Below are 22,563 nucleotides of genomic sequence, written 5' to 3' on the forward strand. Positions count from 1 at the left end.
ATTAGCTAGAATACCACTGGTTAACCAATTAATTTAGACTGTTTATACAAAATAAAACAAAATAATGGCAGAACGAAATGCATTTGAAATAAGAATTTAAAGATGAAAGTATTATTATATTAGTGAAGGGTAGCTTAAAAAACTTAAGAGGTGTTTGAGTTCAGTGAAGGTGGATATTTTATTTTTTATAGATAATTTATTAATAATATTTATACAAAACATACCAATAAGTTTTAAATAAATTATTGAAAACACCTAGAAGGTTGATTCAATTTAGTTCTAATTAAAAGCTTTAGCAGAACTCGGCATGTTGTCCTTTGCGGATTGAAATTAGTTTAATCTAGGGGGCGGTTAAATCGCGGCGCGGGGTTTGTAACCAAGCGGGCTCGGTAACTACTCCTGCGTTACGCTACTGGCTTACTTCCATGTGAAAATAAGTAAAAACCGAGCAAAGCTTCCGCGTCCTGTTCACGCCCCTTGCCACATCCATTTAGGCAACAAAGAGTAATCGTCCCTAGAAAAAACCTGAGGGGAAGCGCATGTTTGGTAGCACGCTTTTACAGGCATTAAAAAGACGAACACTTTGCAATGATCGCCTTTTTTATAACAGTCAGCTAATTACTCTTGAAAGTAAGTACCCCAACCATCGTACTCAACTTCGCACTCAACGGCTAGTTGCGCTAGCTTATCAACGTCTTCCATAATAACGTCTACGTCTAGCTCAGCTTCAACTACAATGTCAAAGCTCCAAATTTTGTTACCGTCTTCAAGCTCAAGCTCTGCTGGTTCTTCAACATCGTAACCCAATTTAAAAGCAGCAAGTGCAGCTTGCTCTAACTTAGGAAAGTCTTCACACACAAAGTGGTGCTCTACTTCATAAAGTATTTCAGGGTCTGACCCATCTTCAAGTAGTGAACTTACGATGTCTTCACTTATTTCACGCCAGTTTTCCATTATTTTTCTCTCACTTGAGCATCTAATTCAGTTATTTTAGCAGCCATAATGCTATGCACGCTTTTAGCATGCTCACGCGCGCTAATTTCTTTATCAAGCGGTATAGGCGCTAACATTTCGATGTGAATTGTACCATTATCCCAACGATTTAGCTTAATGGTTTTATGTGTTGTATTCATACATACCGGAATTACGGGTACATCTGCGCTCATTGCGGTGTGAAATGCACCCGTTTTGAATGGTAGTAACCCTCTTCCATAGCTTCGTGTGCCTTCTGGAAACATCCATACAGATAAGCCATTATTTTTAATTTTTTCGGCTGCTTTTGAGATAGTTCCTGCCGCTTTAGAGCGATTCGATCTGTCTATTAATATATTACCCGACAACCAATAAAGCTGACCAAAAAATGGGATCCACTTTAAGCTCTTTTTACCCAAACTTACGCAGTTTTTTGGCACCATTGCTGGCACTGTAAATAAGTCGTAGCTATTTTGATGATTAGCAACATAAACTGCAGGACCTGGATCAACGGCATCTTTATGACGTGTTAGAACTAGCTTAACGCCAACCATTTTAGCCATTGAGCCAAACCAACCCGCTATAATATGTACATTATTAGGGTGAAATGGTCTTACAATCGAAAGTAATAAACCAAAAATACAACTGAATAATATAAACAGCAGCATAATAAAAACGCGTATAACAGCTAGCAAATGGGCTTCTCCAAAAATGAATTATAATTATTATAGCGTTATTTTGTGACACAAACGAGTCAATAGCGCACAAGTGTACGCTGAAATATTTAAGCTCTTTATTTTAAAACAAAAACGGCCTGCAAATGCAGACCGTTTTTATTTATACAAAAAAGTAATTGGCTACTCTTCGCTAATAACGTCTATTGGTTCATCATCTTGAGGAGTTAGCTCAACAACGGCTTCGTCAACACGCTGTAAGCCACGCGGTAGTTTATTACCCCTTCGTCCTCGCTCACCATGATAATGCTCTAAATCACTTGGTTTAAGTGTTAGTTTACGCTTACCAGCATGAAGCGTAACACTGCTTCCTAGTGGTACAACAGCAAGCACTTTTACAAACTCTTCACGGGCTTGTACTTTAGCACCTGGTATAGAGATGATTTTATTACCTTTACCCTTACCTAATTTTGGTAAGTCTCGCAGCGGGAATAAAAGCATTCGACCTTCGTTAGAAATAGCCATACAGTAATCGCTAGCAACATCGTTCACTCTAATAGGAGAAAGTAATATTCCACCTTTAGGGACACTTACCAGCGCTTTACCGTTTTTATTTTTACTAACTAAGTCTTTAAAGTCGGTAATAAAGCCGTAACCTGCATCTGACGCCATAAGCAATACTTGCTCGTCTTCACTCATTACCACGTGCTCAAAATTAGCGCCTGGTGTTAAGTTAAAACGACCTGTCATTGGCTCCCCCTGGCTTCGCGCCGAAGGTAGACTGTGCGCATCGGTTGCAAACGCCCGCCCCGCTGAATCTAAAAATACCGCAGGTTGATTACTCTTACCACGAGCAGAGGCTCTAAAGCCGTCACCTGAGCGATAATTTAAGCCTTGTACATCTAAGTCATGACCTTTACCAACGCGTGCCCAGCCTTTGTCTGATAGCACAACAGTAACTGACTCTGACGGAATTAAATCTTTTTCGTTAAGTGCTTTCGCTTCTGAGCGCTCAATCACTGGTGAGCGACGATCGTCACCGTACATTTCAGCGGCTTCTTGAATTTCTTTTTTAAGCAGTGTCGACATACGACGTTCTGAGCCCAAAATTTGCGCTAATTTATCACGCTCTTTAGCCAGTTCGTCTTGCTCACCACGAATTTTAAACTCTTCAAGTTTTGCTAAATGACGAAGTTTTAATTCTAGAATTGCTTCTGCCTGCGTATCAGTTAAATCAAAGCGCTCCATTAATACAGGCTTTGGTTTATCTTCGCTGCGAATGATTTCAATCACTTCATCAATATTTAAAAAGGCGGCTAACAAACCCTCTAAAATATGTAGACGTGCTAATACTTTATCTAAACGATACTGCAAACGACGACGCACTGTTTCGCGTCTAAATATTAGCCACTCACTTAAAATACAGCGTAAGTCTTTAACTTGCGGGCGGCCATCTAGGCCTAGCATGTTTAAGTTTACTCGGTAATTTTTTTCAAGATCGGTGGTTGCAAATAAGTGCGCCATTAATGGCTCAGCTTTAATGCGATTTGAGCGCGGAATAATTACAATGCGTGTTGGATTTTCGTGATCTGACTCGTCACGTAAATCGGCAATCATTGGTAATTTTTTAGCGTTCATTTGCGCTGCAATTTGCTCAAGTACTTTACCACCAGAACATTGATGCGGCAGCGCTGTAATAACAATATCACCATGCTCTTCGGTATAAACCGCACGCATTTTGATAGACCCTCGACCGGTTTTATATATTTTGTGAATATCGGCTTTTGGGGTAATTATTTCAGCATCTGTTGGGTAATCTGGTGCATGTACAAGCTCAAGTAATTCTTCAAGCTCTGTTTTTGGTTTATCAAGTAATAAACAACATGCACTAGCCACTTCACGTACGTTATGTGGCGGAATATCGGTTGCCATACCTACGGCAATACCCGTTATACCGTTTAGTAAAATATGCGGTAAACGAGAAGGCAGTACAACAGGTTCGTCCATCGTGCCATCAAAGTTTGGTGTCCAATCGACGGTGCCTTGGCCAAGCTCTTTTAATAGTACTTCTGAAAACTTAGATAAACGCGCTTCGGTATAACGCATTGCTGCAAACGATTTAGGGTCATCTGCCGCGCCCCAGTTTCCTTGTCCATCCACCAAAGGGTAGCGGTAAGAAAACGGCTGCGCCATTAATACCATCGCTTCGTAACATGCACTGTCGCCGTGTGGATGGTATTTACCAAGCACGTCACCCACTGTACGGGCTGATTTTTTGTACTTAGCGTTAGCCGACAAACCCAGTTCGCTCATCGCATAAATAATACGACGCTGTACTGGTTTTAAACCATCACCTACATGCGGTAAGGCGCGGTCCATGATCACGTACATGGAATAATTTAAATAGGCGTCTTCGGTAAAACGCCCCATTGTTTGTTGCTCAATTCCTTGCATTAGCAAGGTATCTGTATCACTCATTAAAGCTTACCTAGTTTTTCTTATAGCTTACACGGTAGATTACATTGGCGTAATCATCGCTTACTAACAGACTGCCGTCACCTAATTCTGCAAATGCAACAGGGCGTCCAAATGTTGTTTCGTCTTTCATAAAGCCAGTAATAAATGGCGTATATTTAGTTACGCGACCTACTTCAATTGTTGCTAGCCCTACTTTATAACCTGACTTTTTAGAACGGTTCCATGAGCCATGTTCAGCAACAAATAATTGTTGCTTATAGCTTGCTGGAAATTGCTTACCGTTATAAAAATGAATACCCAGTGGCGCTACATGCGCAGCAAGTGCAAGAGCTGGCGACGTGTAATCGGCAATATTTTTACCTTCACCAAACTCAGGGTCAATAATTGCACCGGCATGAACATACGGAAAACCAAAATGCTCACCTTCTTGCGTTGCACGGTTTAACTCATCAGGCGGAATATCATCGCCCATCATGTCGCGACCGTTATCACTAAACCATAAAGCTTGAGTAGCTGGATGAAAATCAAAACCGACGGTGTTTCTAACGCCCTTGGCTATTGTTTTTATTTGTTTTGTTTCTACATTAAGCGCAAAAATACGGCCAAAACGTTCATCCTCAGCACAAATATTACACGGTACACCCACCGGAATGATTAGCTCGCCCGTTGGTGCAAAACGTAAAAATTTCCAACCATGATGACGCTCGCTCGGTAATGCGTTATAAACCACATCAAATTTTGGATCTTTTAATTGGGTATCAATATTTTTAAAGCGAATAATACGATGTACTTCGCCTACGTATAAATCGCCATCTTTAATTGCTATGCCAGAGGGCATATTTAGGCCTTTAGCCACAACAATTTTTTTATCTGCTACGCCATCACTATTATGATCAATAAGCGCATATACGTTGCCCGCTTTACGAGAGCCAACATACACAATACCTTTTTTTGAAACAGCTATTTGACGTGCATTTTCTACATCATTTGCAAATAAGCTTATTTCAAATCCCGGTGCTACGGTGAGCTTATCGAGTATATTTTTCGCCATTACAGGAGCGGTAGTCAGCCCAAGTAACAGCAAACTTCCTAGTAGTTTTTTCATTCGCCTCTCCTAGTGTTAAGCACAGGTAATTAAACGAGTGCCTTGTTACCATGATCTTCTAACCATTGACGACGATCAGGCGATCGTTTCTTAGCAAGCAGCATATCCATCATTTCCATGGTTTCTACTTCTTCATCAAGCGTAAGCTGCACTAAACGTCGTGTATTTGGATCCATCGTGGTTTCACGCAGTTGTAACGGGTTCATTTCACCCAGACCTTTGAATCGTTGTACGTTTACTTTTCCGCGTTTTTTCTCGGCTTCTATGCGCGCCAAAATAGCGGTTTTTTCTTGCTCATCAAGTGCGTAATAAACTTCTTTACCAATATCGATTCTAAATAATGGCGGCATTGCTACATACACATGCCCTGTTTTTACTAACTCTGGGAAATGGCGAACAAACAGTGCACATAATAGTGTTGCGATGTGTAGTCCATCCGAGTCAGCATCGGCCAATATACAAATTTTATTGTAGCGTAATGCCGACATATCGGTTGATTCTGGATCAATACCCAGCGCCACTGAAATATCGTGTACTTCTTGTGATGCTAGTATTTGGCCTGACTCAACTTCCCAGGTATTCAAAATTTTACCACGTAGCGGCATGATAGCCTGAAATTCACGGTCTCTTGCTTGTTTAGCAGAGCCACCAGCAGAATCACCTTCCACTAAAAACAATTCGGTACGGTCGTTATCGGCCGCGCTACAATCGGTAAGTTTACCCGGTAAGGCAGGACCTGCAGTAACACGCTTACGCACTACTTTTTTAGCTGCACGCAAGCGAGTTTGCGCATTTGAAATACATAACTCAGCTAATAACTCTGCGGTATCTGTATGTTCATTTAACCATAAACTAAACGAGTCTTTTACAACCCCCGATACAAACGCAGAACACGAGCGTGATGATAGTTTTTCTTTTGTTTGCCCTGCAAATTGTGGATCTTGCATTTTAACCGACAACACGTAACTACAACGATCCCAAATGTCATCAGGAGTTAATTTTACACCACGAGGGAGTAAGTTTCTAAACTCACAAAATTCACGCATTGCTTCAAGTAAGCCTTGGCGTAAACCATTTACATGCGTACCACCTTGCGCGGTAGGAATAAGGTTTACGTAGCTTTCAGCTATTGATTCACCACCTTCTGGTAGCCATACAACAGCCCAGTCAGCGCCTTCAATTGAACTTTTAAATTCGCCAACAAACGGGTCTTGCGGTAATGTTTCAAAACCTTTAATTGCTTCAACTAAATAGTCTTTTAAGCCTGTTTCGTAAAACCATTCTTGGGTTTCTTTTGTTTGCTTATTAACAAACTTAATTCGCAGTCCTGGGCACAAAACTGCTTTGGCTTTTAATAAATGATTAAGTTTAGTAATTGAATAATTTGGTGAATCAAAGTAGCTAACATCAGCCCAAAAACGAACCGTAGTACCGGTGTTACGCTTACCCACTGTACCAATTACGTTTAAGTCTTCTACTTTATCGCCGCTTTCAAATGCCATTCTGTATTGTTGAGCGTCGCGTCTTACTGTTACTTCTACACGCGTAGATAACGCATTTACTACCGAAATACCTACACCGTGTAAACCACCCGAAAATTGATAGTTTTTATTAGAAAACTTACCACCGGCGTGTAATTTAGTGAAGATCAATTCAACCCCAGGGATACCTTCTTCTGGGTGAATATCAATAGGCATACCACGCCCGTCATCACTTACTTCAAGCGAATTGTCTTCGTGGAGTATTACGTCGATACGAGTAGCATGACCAGCCATAGCTTCATCGACACTGTTATCGATAACCTCTTGGCCTAAATGATTGGGACGTGTTGTATCTGTGTACATCCCTGGGCGTCGTTTTACCGGATCTAGTCCATTAAGTACTTCAATGGCTTCGGCGTTATAATTTTGATCACTCATAGTTTTTGTCTTTATATCCGCTAAGGCTCTAATACGTTTTACTAGTTTTATTGTTATATGCGCTAAAGCGTTAATATAGTAACTAACCTCAGTTCAGGCTAACTAGTTTTACGTGATTTTAAGAAAATCTACAATACTTGCAAAGGTGCGTTCAAATTCAACGTAGCTATGATCGCCACCAAATTCTATCAATTGCTTGCATTGCGAATAATATTTTACTGCGTGTTGAAAGTTCAACACTTCATCGCCTGTTTGCTGTAATAAGTACAGTAACTCAGGGTATGCTAATTTATCTACAGCGAGTAATTTAAGTGCCTCAATATGACTGTTATTTAAATCGTAATGATAATCTTGATACGGATTATAATTAGGTCCAAGTAACGACTGTAATAAATTATAGGGTGCGACCGCGGGATTAATAACCACTGCAGGAATTTGATAACGCTGCGATAAATACGTGGCAAAAAAACCACCTAACGAGCTACCTAATAAAACGGTATTTGGCGTTAGTAATTGTTCAAGCTCAATTATAGCTTGTAGGGGCTCGTGGTTTAAGTTCGGTACACAATAATCAACGTCATAGTTTGCCATAAGCTCACCAAAGCGCACAGCTTTATATGATTTTTGTGAACTATTAAAGCCATGAATATAAATTACGCGTTTAGCCATACTACTTCCGTTTTTACTTCTACTTTATCTTTTTTACTCTTTATATTTAGCGTTCTGTAAGCTGGCCCCGCATTTTTTTGCTCCCACTGTGAAGTGTGCTTTACAAACTGTATTGAGCTGGCCGGGGTCGCATATATGGGCAGCCCTCTAAAACTTTGTTCGTAATCATTGTGCACATGCCCATGAAAAAGCGCAGATACATTATTACTATTAACTAAGATATTTAAAAGCTGTGGGCCATTTTCTAATAAGTGTTTATCAAGGTAGCCGTTTATTGGCAGCGGATTATGATGACAAAATATAACTTTACTATTATTCGAGTTGACTAAAGCGTCCGTTACTTCATCTAAATGCGTGCCAGTAACCCATCCTGCGGGCGTGGGCCCTTTAGAATTAATAAGAAGTAGCTCAATCCCATTAGCAATAATATGTTTAGCCGAATTTATTTGCCCACCACTTATGCGATTAAGCATTGCTAGTTCATCATGATTACCTGGCACCCAAAATACAGGACAAGTAATATCACTGGCATTTATAAGTTCACTAAATAATAAGTATGATTCAAAACTATGATCTTGTGTTAAATCGCCACCAAAAATAATGCAGTCTATTGATTGTTTTGCTATGTTTGCCAAGGCTTGTTCAAAATGATCTGCGGTATTTACATTAAAGTACTCACTGCTTTTGTCTGCAAATAAATGGCTGTCAGTAATATGCGCAATGCACAAAGATGATTTATCAAATGTATATGTATCATCAAACCAAGCCATTATTTACATCCCAATTTAACGTCGCTTGTCCGTGCTCTACACAGGCCACTAACCAATCGTATAAAAAAGCATTAAGTTGATACTTTTCATCTTTTTGATGCATTTTAGGGTTAGGGTATCCATAAGATGGTTTTATGCGTTGATGGTAATCGTGATGAACAATTTCAGCCACTTTGGCATCGTGATACAAACGCACCGTTAAATACAGCGGCGTAATCCCTTTAACCATTCCTGTTAGCTGCTTAATTGAAATATCCATGGTGTATTTTGCGCTGCCATCAATTTTTGTAGCAAACTCACTGTTGCCAAGTTTAACTTCACGAATGCTTCCTATATTGCGCTCGCTCGGTAACAACTTTAATAGTCGCACATAGTTATGCTCACAAAGTGTTAAATACTTTGGGAGGCTCTGAATATATCGCTTTGTTGCTAATTGTGCTGTCAAAGTACCACCATAATATTAGTAAGAGTTTATGCCCATTTACTTGCCATTTTTTCACGATTAAGCGCAAGCCACTGCATACAAATAACCGTTGCCGCATTATCCATTTCACCGTTATTGAGGCGCATTAGCGCATCATCAACTGATAGAATGTGAGTTTTTATATCCTCCCCTTCAGTTTCAAGACCATATACACCTGATTTCACTTGGCTTAAGTCAGTACGCGCTAAATATAAATGTAAGCGCTCAGTTGTGCCACCAGGGCTTGATAGGTATGAAAGCATAAATTCAAGTTCAGTTAATTCAAGCCCAGCTTCTTCATACGCTTCTTTTTTTACAACTGATTCGTAATCAGTGCTGCCGTCTGTCATTCCGGCTATACACTCTAGCAGCCAAGGCGAATGCTTGCTTTTAATAGCGCCAATACGTATTTGCTCAATTAAAAGAACAGTATCTGATATTGGATCGTAAGGGAGTACTGCAATTGCATCGCCACGTTCTAATATTTCTCGGCTAATTACTTTAGATTTTCCACCCGCAAAAAGAGCATGTTCAAATTGGTATAAATCAACCTGAAAAAAACCTTTATAAAGGTTTTTTATTGGCTTTAAATTCACATCTTTATGTGTAAATTGAACGAGTTTTTTATCAACCACGTAGCTACCTCCTACTTATCTAAAGCTTTAAAATGCGTTAATATATTCTGTTACACTTGAACATACTTTTTTACTAATTATTTTTTTTGTTATGCGGTAAAACAGGTTAACATGCTTTTAGTACAAAAATTGTCTAAGGACCGAACCCCACATGAAAAAGAACATTCTTGCGGCGCTAGTTAGTTTATCATGCGCATTAGGTGCAACAGCAGTGAAAGCTGAAGATTTACTACAAGTTTTTGAAATAGCGACAGCTAACGATCCTACTGTTTTAAAAGCAAAAGCCCAAGCCGATGCGCAGTCTTACCAAAGCGATTTGGCGATGAGTGCACTATTACCTCAAATTGGTTTAACTATGGGTTATACAAAAAGCGATGCAACGTCGTACCAAAGCGTTGGCGACTTATCTAACCAAGTAAAAGTTGAAAGTGATACAGACCAATTCTCTCGCGGTGTGAGCTTAAGCCAAACATTATTTGATTTAGGTGCCTGGAATACGTTAGATATTGCCGACAAGCAAGCGCTTCAAGCAAGCGGCCTATACGATGCAGCTAAACAAAACTTAATTGTACGCGTTGCTGAAGGTTATTTTAACGTATTAAGTGCAAGCGATAACCTTGAATTTGTTGAAGCTGAAAAACGTGCAATTGAACGTCAACTTGAGCAAACAAAACAACGTTATGCGGTAGGCTTAACAGCAATTACTGACGTACACGAAGCGCAAGCTCAGTTTGATAACTCTGTAGCTCAAGAAATTATTGCAGGTAATGCTGTAGAAACAGCACGTGAGCAACTTCGTGAGATTACAGGTAAATATCACGAAAAATTAGACTTTTTAAATACAGATACTTTCTCAACAACTAGACCAACTAAGCGCTCAAGCGACTTTGTTAAAGTAGCTGAAGATAAAAATATAAACCTACAAGTGTCTAAAGTAACGGTTGATATTGCAAAAGATCAAATTGAATTAGCAAAAGCGGGTCATTACCCAAAACTAACTCTAAGTGCAAGTTATGGTGACTCTCTTACAGACACTCATACAGACACTCAAATAAATGGCGCTAATTTTTATGACCAACCGCGTTCAGACTCTAGTTCTGTTGGGCTTAATTTTAGCGTACCTTTATATTCAGGTGGCGCAACGGTTGCTGCAACAAACCAAGCGCGTGCGTTTTACGTATCAGCGAGCCAAGATTATGAAACAAATTACCGCGCAGTCACTCGCACAGTAATTACATCTTATAATCAAGTTGTTTCAGATATTGCGACTTACAAAGCGCTAGAGCAAGCGGTTGTTTCAGCTCAAAGTGCCCTTAAAGCAACTGAAGCCGGTTTTGAAGTAGGTACTCGTACCATTGTTGACGTACTAGTGAGTACGCAAAATTTATACGATGCAAAACGTAACCTTGCTGATGTGCGTTACCGTTATGTGTTATCTACCCTTCGCTTAAAACAAGCTGCGGGTACACTAACAAGTGAAGATTTGGTTGCTATAAACCAAGGTTTAAAATCAGCTTAACTTTTACAGATAAACATAATATAGATTTATTCAAAGCCAGCATGTAGCTGGCTTTTTGTATTTTATAGCGCTTAGCGTTAAACTATCGTTTTTATTCTCAGAGAGATTTTTGTGGTCACCTCATCTCCTTTTAAAGCATCTTTTTTAGGCCCTCGATACTGGCTAACGTGGGTTGGCGTTTTATTTTTATATTTAATTTCTTGGTTACCGCAAAAACTACAATTGGCAATGGGTAAACAGCTTGGTCGCTTAGTTCATAAATTTATGAAGCGCCGTCGCCATATTGCAGAAGTAAATATTAAGCTGTGTTTTCCTGATATGAGCGCAGCAGATCAAAAAGACCTTGTGCTCAAAAATATGGAAAACACCGGTATTGCAATGGTTGAGACTGGCATGGCCTGGTGGTGGCCGCAGTGGCGAGCACAAAAAGCATTAGGGTCTTTTAAAGGGCTTGAGCACTTTGAACGCGTGCAAGCGTCTGGTAAAGGTGTTTTATTGCTTGTACCTCATATTCTGCATCTTGAAATGGCTAGCCGTATTATGGGCTTAGAGTGTCAGGGTGTTGGCTTTTATCGCCCTCATAACAACCCACTAATGGAATACTTTACGACTAATGGGCGCCTTCGCTCTAACGAATATTTAATCGGTCGAAAAGATGTAAAAGGTTTACTAAAAGCATTAAAAAATAAAAAGGTATGTTATTACTTACCCGATCAAGATTACGGTCGTAACCGCTGTGAATTTGTCCCATTTTACGCAGTACCTGACGCTGCAACTACAACGGGTACTCTTATGTTTGCAGGCAGTAAAAACTGCGAAACAATGAGTTTAATAACTCGCCGTGATGAAAATGGTAAATATCACTTAGAAATACTGCCAGAGCTTGAAAACTTCCCCAGTGGTGATAATAAGGCTGATGTGACACGTGTAAATCAACGCATGGAACAATCTGTTAATGCCGCACCCGAACAATATATGTGGCTACACCGTCGTTTTAAAACTCGACCTGATAAAAATACCCCTTCTTTTTATAAAAAGTAATGGTATAACAATAATAGGAACAAATAAGGTGGGTAATAATCATGTGGTTTTGGATTAGGCATTTATCATTTGCAGCTGTACTAATAGCACTCGCCGTATACTTTTTGTTGAGTGATGGCTCTTTATTTGATATTAAAAAATCTAAAAATGCAGCTGCCGAAGGATTATCACGTTTTTACTCCTCTATTCGTAACCAAGTAAAAAGTAATAAAGAACGAGATCAATTTGTTTTAAAACTTAAAACACCAGAACAGACCTTAGATAGAGTATTAGCGGAACGTGCGCGAACAGTTGATCCAATGCCGACCACTTGGACTGGAGAAGTTGAACCTAGACGCTTTGAAAATGGCACAACACTTAAAGACGTACTCTATCAATATGCTAAAAATGAAGGTATTGAGCTTTACTGGTATTTAAGTAAAGACTACGTAGTTAAAGATCATTTTAGAGTAGACAGCAACTTTACTTCAGCACTTTATCAAATTGGTCGTGCTATAAATGACGACTTTGAGCATGAGGTTTACACTTACTTTTGCCACAAACAAAGAGCAGCGGTTATTACAGAGTTACCATCAGAATTTGTGCGAACAAACTGTTTAAAGCTAAAGGTTTAAGGGTTTAAGGGTTTACACGTACAAAAAACCCAAGCAAGCGCTTGGGTTTTACAATTCAACTCAACTCAATTCAATTCAATTCAATTCAATTCAAAAATACTATTCCAAATATTCGTTACGTTAGTAATATCTTGTAAAAAAGCTTCTCGCAAGATCAATTTGCCTTTTTGATCCAAGCTCAGCACGTGATAACACGAGCGATAATCAATATACGCTTTGATCAACTGCTGTTTTTGCTCTTTAGTAATACAGCCTATATTTGCTGCATCCGTTAATATTCTTACGTTATCTGAATAAACGGTAAGCTGCTCAAACTCATTCGCGTGTTTAAGTACTAAATATTGCGTAATAAACTCAATATCAGCCATACCGCCAATATCTTGTTTTAAATCAAATTGTTCTGAATTTCCTTTCGCTAGATGGTCGCGCATTTTTTCGCGCATTTTTATTACATCGGCTTTTAACACGGTATCATCGCGCTGTTGGCAAAGAATACTTTTACGAATTTGTGAAAAACGATCTATAAGATCGTCTTGGCCCAAAATTAACCGAGCCCGCACAAGTGCTTGATGTTCCCACGTCCATGCTTGAGTTTGCTGATAGTGATTAAAACTCTCTAGATTGATAGCAAGTAAACCTGATGCACCTTCAGGGCGTAATCGCGTATCAAGCTCATACAAAATACCCGATGCAGTGCGAGTATTAAATAAATGCATTAAGCGCTGAGCGAGTTTTAAATAAAACTGGCGAGAATCTATCGGTTTTTCACCATTGGTTTGGCTTGAGCCATCATGATTATGCACAAACACCAAATCTAAATCTGAGTCGTACCCTACTTCTAAGCCGCCTGTTTTACCATATGCAATAACAGCAAAACCTTTGTTTTCATCATCAGTGCCAGGGGGCATACCAAAACGCTTAACGGTGTTATGCCATGCAATATTAACAGCTTGATCAACAATCGCTTCAGCCAATACGGTTAAGTGATCGCTTACTTTCATTACATCAAGAACACCGGTTGCATCGGCAGCAGCAATTCGTAATTGATGCGTTTGCTTAAATTGCCTAAGCGACTCCATTTGCAGTTCTAAATCGTCATGCTCTATTCGTAAAAAATACTGTCTTATTTCATCTTTATAAGCGGTTAATGGTGTCGGTTTATAAAGAACAGCCGGGTCTATTAGCTCATCCAGCAATATAGGGTAGCGAGAAATATGCTCGCCTATCCATTTGCTATGACAACACAGTAAAACAAGTTGCTTTAATGCACCTTGGTTTTCGTACAGCAATTCTAAATAAGCAGTACGTGAAATTATCTTATTAAAAATTTGGCAAACCATTGTAAAAGCAGCTGCGCTGGCATTAAAGTCATTTAACTGGCTCAATAAAACAGGCATTAATTTATCAAGGGTTTCACGCCCTCGGTTACCTATGTTGACCTTAGACAGCCTTAATTTAAAATCGTTAAGGGGTGTTTGCCATTCATCTCTAGCCTCTTTTAGAAAGCTCACATCACCATGATCCCAAGCACTAATAAATGCACCTTCACAGGTATCTAGTGGTACGGTTTCTTCACCAATAACGAGTGCAAACTCGCCGTTAACTTGCTTCATTACCTTTTCAATAGTGATTAAAGTGGCAGAAAAATCAGCTTGTTCTAATAATAAATTTAAGCGCTGCTGGTTCAATTCATCATCGGGGAGTGTTTGCGTTTGCTGATCGTCAAATATTTGTAAGTACTGTTCAACTTTTCGCAAATAAAGGTAATTGCGTTTAAGCTCGCTTGCTTCTTGCTCATCTATAACTTGGTTAAGTGCCAGCTCATTTAATGCTTTAAGTAATGATTGAGTTTGTAAATTAGCCTCTCGCCCACCTCGTACCATTTGTAGGGCTTGCACTATAAATTCAACTTCACGAATACCACCAGCGCCTAATTTTATATTATTAGTTAAGCGTTTGCGACGAACCTCTTGTGCAATCATTAACTTCATTTTACGCAAAGATTCAATCACCGAAAAATCAATATACCGGCGATAAACAAACGGCTTTAAAAGCTTAATAAATTCATCCCAATATTTATTAGGTGTGCCAATTAGGCGCCCTTTTAACATTGCGTAGCGTTCCCAGTCGCGACCTTGTTCTTGGTAGTAATCTTCAATGGCATTAAAGCTCATAACCAAAGGGCCACTTTCGCCAAACGGGCGTAGGCGCATATCAACCCTAAATACCTGCCCGTCACCGGTGGCTTGGTTAAGTGATGCAATGAGCTTTTGTGCAACTTTGGTATAAAATACTTGAGCCTCAAGGCTTCTGCGACCACCTTGGGTTTTTGTACTGCGCGGATATGCAAAAATGAGATCAATATCAGAGGAGTAATTTAGCTCTTGTCCGCCAAGTTTCCCCATACCCAACACCATTAATGGCATTGCTTGGTTTTGCTCATCAAGCGGCTCACCATTTACTTTTGCCACCTGTGCATGCGCCCATTGGTTAGCACTATTTATTAGCATGTCAGCCAGTTGGCTTATGTAATTAATACTATCGGCAATGGGGTTATTACAGCATAAATCTAAAAAGGCGACTTTGAGCCAGTACTTTTCACGATATTGGCGAAGTACTTTATGGCACTGCACTTCATCAATGTCAGCTAAGTTGAGGTTTTTAAAAGGAGAATCTATTACTCTATTTTGTATTTCGTCTTTGCATAATAGCCAAGTATTTAAATCAGGTTGTGATTCTAAACTGCGCCAAGCAAAGTCGCTTAATGCTAATAACCTTACAACTTCACTTTGTTTACTTTGCTGCGGGTATAACTGTTCAAAGCGCATCAAGCCAAGTTTTTGTAATTGAATAGGAAGTTGCTTTAAGTTACTCATCAATCCTCTCTTTTATATCATCAATAACCGTACTAGAATGATTAAAACCTAGAAAGGTTAACTTAATTAGGATCACCATGTCATATTTGTCTTTATCTAACACTAGTTTTATTGCGATTGCCATTAGTTTTGCGATTATTTGCATAACTATTTTTTGTTTACGAGTTGTCACTCAAATTAAAGCAAAACAAGCACTTAAAGATGAGCTAGCACAACACGACAACTTTGCCATGGGTATTAGTTTTGCATCTGAAATATCAGTTGTTATAGCCACTATGGCTTTCTTATTTGACGAAATAAGCATAAGTACCGCACAGTCAAACCCGTTAAAAGTGTTAATTATTATTATTCTTTTATTCACTTTTATAAAAGTGGGTCATTTAATTCACAGAAAATGGATACTCCACAGGTTTAACGAAGAAGCTGCCATACTAAAACAAAATGTATGTGCTGCATTGGTAGATTCAGGAATGTTAATCGCTAACTGTATTATTGCACTTGGCTTATACACGTGGACGCACACTCAAGGGTTTAGCAACTTACTTATTGCTTGTGTTAGCTTTTTTGCACTGCAAGGAATGTTCGCATTGGATAGTAAAATACGAGAACACCGTTTTGCAAAAGCAAATCAAGGAGCTTCGCTACAAAGTAACTTTAACCTAGAGAATACGTCTATTGGTATAAGGTATGCTGGCAAATCAATAGGTTTATCATTGGCTGTGTATGCTGGTTTATCTAGCGCAGCATTTCAAAACGGTAAAATGGTAGAAAACATATTTACACTCGTTATGCATTGCGGTGTAATGTGGATATTACTCTACAGCTTAACGTATGTGATAAAAATTATCTCTTTACCAAATATTGATACGGCTCTTGAAATAGACCATCAAGACAATATTGGGGTAGCGTGTATAGAGTTTGCTGTTTTTTGTGCTATTGGCTATTTGCTTATTAGCATGTTTTCTCTTTAGACCTTTTTACTAAAAATACAGTCATTAAAACGTCTGCATTTAAGTAATAATGGTAATTACTTAAATGCAACAAGGTCCTACCTCTATGCCACTTGAAATAACGAACTACTTGTTAATTGACATAGACAACGAATTTAGCCGCGCATTTGCTGAGTATTACGTAAATAATAATGGCAAAACAAAAGCGAGTACGCTTATTGCTGCAGGCAGTAATACACGCCAGTTAGTAAAAATGATGTTTGACGAACTAATTAAAGACTATAGTTATTGCGACCTTGAAAACGAAATAAGCGTTTCTGAATTAATTAACTATCTAAAAGAGCATCACGATTTACACGGAGTCCTTTTTAATAGTACCGATTACTTACTCGCAAGCGATAAACAACGCTTTATTTATAACTCGTTACATGAACAGCGCTTTTTAATAAGCTTTGATGATACAGGCTATACACTAAGCCTAGTTACTGACGAGACGTTAACGGAACCTTCGCAAAATCACCACGATATAGCGCACACACCACAAGATTTAATAGACCTTGCAGAGCAACTTAATAAAAATAAATAATTGCGCACAGCTCCCAGCTTACTTACCATAGCAGTATATATTTTTACGCTAAGTAGTAAGTGACGCCCTATGCGAGTTCCTCATATTTATCAAACATCGAGTATTGCCCTAAACACCCCTGTAACTTTAGATGACGATGCTGCAGGGCATATTGGCAGAGTGCTGCGCATGAAAGTAGGCGAGCATGTATCTATTTTTAATGGCGAAGGCGGCGAATACCTTAGTGAAATAATTGAGGTAACAAAAAAAACAGTCGTCGTAATGCCATTAGAGCTTAATCCCCATGATGTAGAATCCCCACTTAAAATTCATTTAGGCCAGTGTGTTTCGCGTGGTGATAAAATGGATTTTACAATTCAAAAGTCAGTTGAACTGGGAATTACCGAAATTACCCCTATTTTTAGTCAACGCTGTGGCGTGAAACTAATGGGCGATCGTCTTGAGAAAAAACACCAACAATGGCAAAAAATTGCAATAGCAGCGGCAGAGCAATCTGGGCGTAATTTTGTGCCAATTATTCATCCTCCTGTAGATTTAAAACAATGGCTTGCACAACAAACCGATGCAATTAAGCTCACTCTTCACCCTCGTGCTGAGCACAGCATTAAAACCATTACGGTACCTAAAGATGGCGTTCGCTTTTTAGTCGGCCCAGAGGGTGGCTTTACCGACGATGAAATGGCACTAACTAAACAACTAGAATTTGTAGATATTCGCTTAGGCCCGCGTGTTTTACGAACGGAAACAGCCGCTTTAACGGTCTTAAGTGCATTACAACTTCAATTTGGCGATTTAGCTAATTGAAATAACTAAAAGCACCCTCATATAAACAGTAACATTTATAGTAAGGCACAGCGCATGGCAATTAAGTTAGGTATTATTTCAGATCCTATTAGTGGATTTAACATCAAAAAAGACACCGGTTTTGCAATGATGATGCAAGCGCAAGAACGCGGCTACGAAATTTATTATATGGAGATGGATGATTTATCTCTTCGTAAAGGTAAGTCGTACGCTACAGCGTCTAAAGCGCAAGTGTTTAATAATGCAGAAAAATGGTACGAGCTTGAAGAAAAAGCCACTATAGCCCTTGCCGACCTTGATGTTATTTTAATGCGAAAAGATCCTCCTTTTGATACCGAATACATTTACGCGACGTATATTTTAGAGCGTGCAGAACAAGAAGGTACGTTAATAATTAACAAGCCACAAAGCCTTCGCGATGCTAACGAAAAGCTATTTACAGCATGGTTTAGCGAACATACGCCAGACACACTTGTTACACGTAGCCAAAAACAAATTCGTGAGTTTTTAGCCGAGCATAAAGACATTATTTTAAAACCCCTTGATGGCATGGGTGGCGCATCTATTTTCCGCCTTAGAGAAGACGATGCCAACATTGGTGTAATTTGTGAAACGCTAACCGAGCACGGCAGCCGCTTTGCTATGGTGCAAAATTACATCCCAGAGATCAAACAAGGCGACAAGCGCGTATTGGTTATTGATGGTGAGGTTATTCCGTATTGTTTAGCGCGAATTCCACAAAATGGTGAAACACGCGGTAATTTAGCTGTTGGCGGTCGAGGCGAAGCGCGTCCACTTAGCGAGTCAGATTTAAAAATAGCGCAAGCGGTTGCACCAACGCTTAAAGAAAAAGGTCTAATATTTGTAGGTTTAGATATTATTGGCGATAAATTAACTGAAATTAACGTAACTGCACCAACGTGCGTGCGCGAAATTGAAGCTGCTTATGATATTTCTATCACGGGTATTTTATTTGATGCCATTGAAAGAAAGCTAGATAAATAAATAAGTGTCTACCTATCGTTATTAAAAGCACTTTCGTGTCATAAATTTTAATATAGTTGTTAACTATTAATTTTTAAACTGTATGAAAGTGCTTTTTTAGTTTTAAAAACAAAGGTATGTGCCATACTCAAAGTTCATTAACTAAAAAGGGTGAAATCTATGCAGTCATTAGAAAATCATTTTTTAATCGCGATGCCGTCGATGCAAGACCCTTTTTTTAAACGTGCTGTTACCTATATTTGTGAGCACAATGAAGATGGGGCTATGGGCTTGGTAATAAACCAACCTATTGATGTTACCGTTGGCGAACTTTTAGATAAAATAGAAATTGATAACGACAAAACTCAAAACGCAGCAAAAGTAAGTGTGTTTGCAGGCGGACCCGTTAAAACTGACCGTGGTTTTGTTTTGCACTCTCCTCAATCAGGTTATTCAGCAAGCCAAAAACTCAGTAGCGATATTATGATCACTACCTCAAAAGATGTTTTAGCAAGCTTAACTACAGCACAAGCACCTGAACAATTTATTATTACATTGGGTTATTCAGGATGGGAGCAAGGACAACTCGAACAAGAGTTACTTGATAACAGTTGGTTGATCATAGAAGCCGATCCGAAGATCATTTTTGATACCCCCGTTGAAAAACGATGGGAAAAAGCAGTTTCAATGTTGGGCTTTGATATTAGCCAACTCAGCCCTGAAGCTGGTCACGCATAATAGTAACTTAACCCTTAGCAAACTTAAACAAGATACACATGACAAAAAAATCGCTTAAGCCGCAAGGCGAACGCACTGTAATGGGCTTTGACTTTGGCACCAAAAGTATTGGTATTGCTATTGGGCAAGAGCTAACAGGCAGCGCCTCTGGCCTTAAGGCTGTAAAAGCACAAGATGGCATTCCTAACTGGGACCATATTGCTGTACAAGTAACCGAATGGCAGCCTGACTTAATGGTTGTTGGCTTACCACTAAATATGGATGGAACGTCACAAGAGGTTACCTTTAAAGCAAAAAAGTTTGCCAACAGATTACATAATCATTATGGCATTCCGGTACAAACACAAGACGAGCGTTTAACGACTGCGGATGCTAAAGCGCGACTTTTTGAAAGTGGTGGCTATAAAAACTTAGGCAAAGGTAACGTAGATAATATGTCTGCGGTTATTATTTTAGAAAGTTTTTTTGAGTCTAGTTACGGTGAATAAACAGGCTATATAAATAACCTGTTATATAAATAAAAAGCGCCAATTGGCGCTTTTTTTATATTAAGTATTTATATTCATTACTTTTTAAATCATTGATCGCTATTTTTATCGTCAAGGCCATCAATAGTAACGCCTTGTAAAAAGCCCGCACCTTGCTGTTCGTTATTGCGCAGTTTAATCATTAAGCGTAAATCATTTGGCGAATCAGCATGATGCAGTGCATCAGCGTAATTAATTCGCTGCTGTCTATACAGCTCAAATAATGCTTGGTCAAAGGTTTGCATGCCCATTTCTTTCGATTTAGCCATTGCCTCTTTAATACCACCAATATCACCGTTTTTAATCAGTTCAGCAACCATTGGTGAGTTAAGCAATATTTCAATAGCTGCAACACGGCTTTCACCATCAGCAGTCGGTACTAATTGCTGAGCAACAATTGCACGTAAGTTAAGTGCTAAATCGTACTTAAGCTTATCGTGTTTTTCTTTTGGAACTAAATGCATAATACGGTCAATCGCTTGGTTAGCATTATTAGCATGCAGTGTTGCAACACACAGGTGCCCAGTTTCGGCAAAGCTTAGTGCGTATTCCATAGTTTCTTGAGAGCGAATTTCACCAATCAAAATTACATCGGGAGCTTGGCGTAATGAGCTTTTAAGTGCTGACTCAAAGCTTTCGGTATCAAGCCCTACTTCGCGTTGAGTAATAATACTTTTGCGATGCTCATGAACAAATTCAATCGGATCTTCAATAGTCAGTATATGACCACGTTGATGTCGGTTTCTGTAACCAATAAGTGCGGCTAGCGAGGTTGATTTACCCGTGCCAGTACCACCGACGAACAAAACAAGGCCACGCTTAGACATAATTACATCGGTAAGAATAGAAGGAAGACCTAGCTCACTCACATCAGGTATTTGCGTAACAATACGGCGAATAACCATACCTGCTTTATCGCGTTGCCAAAAGGCAGAAATACGAAAGCGCCCTTCGTCAGTGGCAATCGCAAAGTTACATTCTTTCGTTGTATGAAACTCTGCTTTTTGCTTTTCGCTCATTGCAGATTCAACTAACTCAAGCGATTGCTCATCTGTAAGCCTATCGTCACTGAGGGCTGTTAGCTCGCCGTTTATTTTTGCACTTACAGGTAGCTGACTCGATACAAATAAGTCAGAGCCTTTTTTCTCAATCATGATGAGTAAAAAGTCGTTTAAAGATAAAGCCATAATAGTTTCTTACCCGCCAAATTGTGTTTTGTCTTGTGCTTTTTCTTTCGCTGCCGCATTTGTAACAATGCCGTGATTAACTAAATTAGTTAAACATTGATCCATTGTTTGCATGCCCACAGACGCACCGGTTTGAATAGACGAGTACATTTGTGCAATTTTATCTTCACGAATTAAGTTACGAATAGCAGGTACTGCAATCATAATTTCGTGTGCTGCAACTCGCCCGCCACCAATCTTTTTAAGCAGTGTTTGCGAGATAACAGCACGCAAAGATTCAGATAACATTGAACGTACCATTGATTTTTCTTCACCTGGGAATACATCGATAATACGGTCAATGGTTTTTGGTGCAGATGTTGTATGCAACGTGCCAAACACTAAGTGACCCGTTTCAGCAGCGGTCATTGCAAGACGAATTGTTTCTAAATCACGTAACTCACCGACCAATATTACATCTGGATCTTCACGCAATGCACTACGTAGCGCGTTTGAAAAGCTATGAGTATCGCGATGTACCTCACGTTGATTAATAAGGCTTAATTTATTATCGTGAACAAACTCGATTGGATCTTCTATTGTTAGAATATGGTGATGTTTATTTTGATTTATATAATCGACCATAGCGGCAAGTGTTGTTGATTTACCAGAACCCGTTGGCCCTGTCACTAACACGAGTCCACGTGGGGTATCGGAGATTGTTTTAAAAATATCTGGCGCACCTAAATCATCAAGCGTTAACACTTCACTTGGTATGGTACGAAATACCGCAGCAGGCCCGCGATTAGAGTTAAACGCATTCACACGAAAGCGTGCTAAATTAGGCACTTCAAACGAAAAATCCACTTCGAGATTTTGTTCATAGTCCTTGCGTTGATTATCGTTCATAATATCGTAAACCAGACTGTTTACGTCTTTGTCTGCAAGGGCTGGTATATTAATGCGGCGAACATCACCGTCTACGCGTATCATAGGTGAAACACCCGACGATAAATGTAAATCGGATGCTTTGTGTTGCACACTAAACGCTAATAATTCGGTAATATCCATTT

The 22,563-nt window shown here is 39.3% G+C and carries 21 protein-coding genes; 9 read left to right on the top strand and 12 right to left on the bottom strand.

Translation table 11 applies throughout. The features are described from left to right. Positions 1-618: 618 nt before the first annotated feature. The 9 genes from rraB to CXF76_RS11015 all read right to left on the bottom strand — a co-directional run bounded on the left by rraB (position 619) and on the right by CXF76_RS11015 (position 9,685). Entirely contained in the window at positions 619-954 is a 336-nt protein-coding gene (gene rraB / locus CXF76_RS10975; RefSeq protein WP_007585369.1) for a ribonuclease E inhibitor RraB, read from the bottom strand. Next, on the bottom strand, positions 954-1,667 hold the full coding sequence (locus tag CXF76_RS10980) for a 1-acylglycerol-3-phosphate O-acyltransferase (protein WP_101163668.1): 714 nt from the start codon (positions 1,665-1,667) through the stop codon (positions 954-956). The genes rraB and CXF76_RS10980 overlap by 1 nt, the downstream gene beginning before the upstream one ends. A gap of 162 nt (positions 1,668-1,829) precedes the next feature. After that, complete coding sequence (gene parC, locus CXF76_RS10985; RefSeq protein WP_010553285.1) at positions 1,830-4,124, bottom strand: DNA topoisomerase IV subunit A; 2,295 nt, start codon at positions 4,122-4,124, stop codon at positions 1,830-1,832. Between the two features lie 10 nt (positions 4,125-4,134). After that, positions 4,135-5,229 carry a PQQ-dependent sugar dehydrogenase gene (locus tag CXF76_RS10990; protein ID WP_007585374.1) on the bottom strand — a complete coding sequence of 365 codons (1,095 nt, stop codon included), beginning with the start codon at positions 5,227-5,229 and terminating at the stop codon, positions 4,135-4,137. A gap of 29 nt (positions 5,230-5,258) precedes the next feature. Further along, complete coding sequence (parE, locus tag CXF76_RS10995; protein ID WP_024590690.1) at positions 5,259-7,148, bottom strand: DNA topoisomerase IV subunit B; 1,890 nt, start codon at positions 7,146-7,148, stop codon at positions 5,259-5,261. Positions 7,149-7,256: 108 nt separating this feature from the next. Then, entirely contained in the window at positions 7,257-7,817 is a 561-nt protein-coding gene (locus CXF76_RS11000; protein ID WP_007585377.1) for a YqiA/YcfP family alpha/beta fold hydrolase, read from the bottom strand. After that, the gene (locus tag CXF76_RS11005; protein ID WP_101163669.1) at positions 7,802-8,587 is read right to left on the bottom strand and encodes a metallophosphoesterase; all 786 of its coding nucleotides are present in this window, start codon (positions 8,585-8,587) and stop codon (positions 7,802-7,804) included. The genes CXF76_RS11000 and CXF76_RS11005 overlap by 16 nt, the downstream gene beginning before the upstream one ends. Beyond that, on the bottom strand, positions 8,574-9,032 hold the full coding sequence (locus CXF76_RS11010; protein WP_024592841.1) for a DUF1249 domain-containing protein: 459 nt from the start codon (positions 9,030-9,032) through the stop codon (positions 8,574-8,576). Before CXF76_RS11010 ends, CXF76_RS11005 begins: the two co-directional genes overlap by 14 nt. 26 nt (positions 9,033-9,058) lie before the next feature. Further along, positions 9,059-9,685, bottom strand: coding sequence for an NUDIX domain-containing protein (locus CXF76_RS11015; protein ID WP_010553288.1), 627 nt, complete (start codon positions 9,683-9,685; stop codon positions 9,059-9,061). A gap of 151 nt (positions 9,686-9,836) precedes the next feature. Here CXF76_RS11015 and tolC point away from each other — a divergent pair, with 151 nt between their 5' ends. From tolC to CXF76_RS11030, 3 genes are all read left to right on the top strand, one after another. Further along, the gene (gene tolC / locus CXF76_RS11020; protein WP_101163670.1) at positions 9,837-11,204 is read left to right on the top strand and encodes an outer membrane channel protein TolC; all 1,368 of its coding nucleotides are present in this window, start codon (positions 9,837-9,839) and stop codon (positions 11,202-11,204) included. 111 nt (positions 11,205-11,315) lie between these two features. Next, positions 11,316-12,245, top strand: a complete 930-nt coding sequence (gene lpxL / locus CXF76_RS11025; protein WP_101163671.1) for an LpxL/LpxP family Kdo(2)-lipid IV(A) lauroyl/palmitoleoyl acyltransferase — start codon at positions 11,316-11,318, stop codon at positions 12,243-12,245. Positions 12,246-12,286: 41 nt separating this feature from the next. Next, on the top strand, positions 12,287-12,859 hold the full coding sequence (locus CXF76_RS11030) for a toxin co-regulated pilus biosynthesis Q family protein (protein WP_101163672.1): 573 nt from the start codon (positions 12,287-12,289) through the stop codon (positions 12,857-12,859). Between the two features lie 80 nt (positions 12,860-12,939). Here CXF76_RS11030 and glnE read toward each other — a convergent pair whose 3' ends face one another. Then, positions 12,940-15,735 carry a bifunctional [glutamate--ammonia ligase]-adenylyl-L-tyrosine phosphorylase/[glutamate--ammonia-ligase] adenylyltransferase gene (gene glnE / locus CXF76_RS11035; RefSeq protein WP_101163673.1) on the bottom strand — a complete coding sequence of 932 codons (2,796 nt, stop codon included), beginning with the start codon at positions 15,733-15,735 and terminating at the stop codon, positions 12,940-12,942. 77 nt (positions 15,736-15,812) lie between these two features. On the opposite strand from glnE, the gene CXF76_RS11040 reads away from it, so the two are divergent. The 6 genes from CXF76_RS11040 (at position 15,813) to ruvX (ending at position 20,285) form a co-directional block, all read left to right on the top strand. Continuing rightward, a complete protein-coding gene (locus tag CXF76_RS11040) occupies positions 15,813-16,706 on the top strand; it encodes a DUF350 domain-containing protein (protein ID WP_101163674.1) in 894 nt (297 codons plus the stop codon). 64 nt (positions 16,707-16,770) lie between these two features. Then, positions 16,771-17,271 (top strand): hypothetical protein, encoded by a 501-nt coding sequence (locus CXF76_RS11045; RefSeq protein WP_081709157.1) that lies wholly within the window; start codon positions 16,771-16,773, stop codon positions 17,269-17,271. 69 nt (positions 17,272-17,340) lie between these two features. Then, positions 17,341-18,075 (top strand): 16S rRNA (uracil(1498)-N(3))-methyltransferase, encoded by a 735-nt coding sequence (gene rsmE / locus CXF76_RS11050; RefSeq protein ID WP_101163675.1) that lies wholly within the window; start codon positions 17,341-17,343, stop codon positions 18,073-18,075. A 54-nt stretch (positions 18,076-18,129) separates the two neighbouring features. Continuing rightward, positions 18,130-19,080 (top strand): glutathione synthase, encoded by a 951-nt coding sequence (gene gshB, locus CXF76_RS11055; protein WP_007585399.1) that lies wholly within the window; start codon positions 18,130-18,132, stop codon positions 19,078-19,080. Positions 19,081-19,239: 159 nt separating this feature from the next. Next, the gene (locus CXF76_RS11060; RefSeq protein WP_007585401.1) at positions 19,240-19,797 is read left to right on the top strand and encodes a YqgE/AlgH family protein; all 558 of its coding nucleotides are present in this window, start codon (positions 19,240-19,242) and stop codon (positions 19,795-19,797) included. Between the two features lie 38 nt (positions 19,798-19,835). Then, complete coding sequence (gene ruvX, locus CXF76_RS11065) at positions 19,836-20,285, top strand: Holliday junction resolvase RuvX (RefSeq protein ID WP_101163676.1); 450 nt, start codon at positions 19,836-19,838, stop codon at positions 20,283-20,285. 89 nt (positions 20,286-20,374) lie between these two features. Here the strand turns inward: ruvX and CXF76_RS11070 are convergent, their stop codons facing one another. Together CXF76_RS11070 and CXF76_RS11075 are read right to left on the bottom strand one after the other, a co-directional pair. Beyond that, entirely contained in the window at positions 20,375-21,511 is a 1,137-nt protein-coding gene (locus CXF76_RS11070; RefSeq protein ID WP_010553294.1) for a PilT/PilU family type 4a pilus ATPase, read from the bottom strand. A 9-nt stretch (positions 21,512-21,520) separates the two neighbouring features. Next, positions 21,521-22,561 (bottom strand): type IV pilus twitching motility protein PilT, encoded by a 1,041-nt coding sequence (locus CXF76_RS11075; protein ID WP_007585408.1) that lies wholly within the window; start codon positions 22,559-22,561, stop codon positions 21,521-21,523. Between the last annotated feature and the right edge of the window lie 2 nt (positions 22,562-22,563).

Origin of the sequence: Pseudoalteromonas sp. 78C3 (assembly GCF_002836695.1) — a bacterium.
In the GTDB taxonomy this organism is placed as follows: Bacteria; Pseudomonadota; Gammaproteobacteria; order Enterobacterales; family Alteromonadaceae; genus Pseudoalteromonas; species Pseudoalteromonas arctica.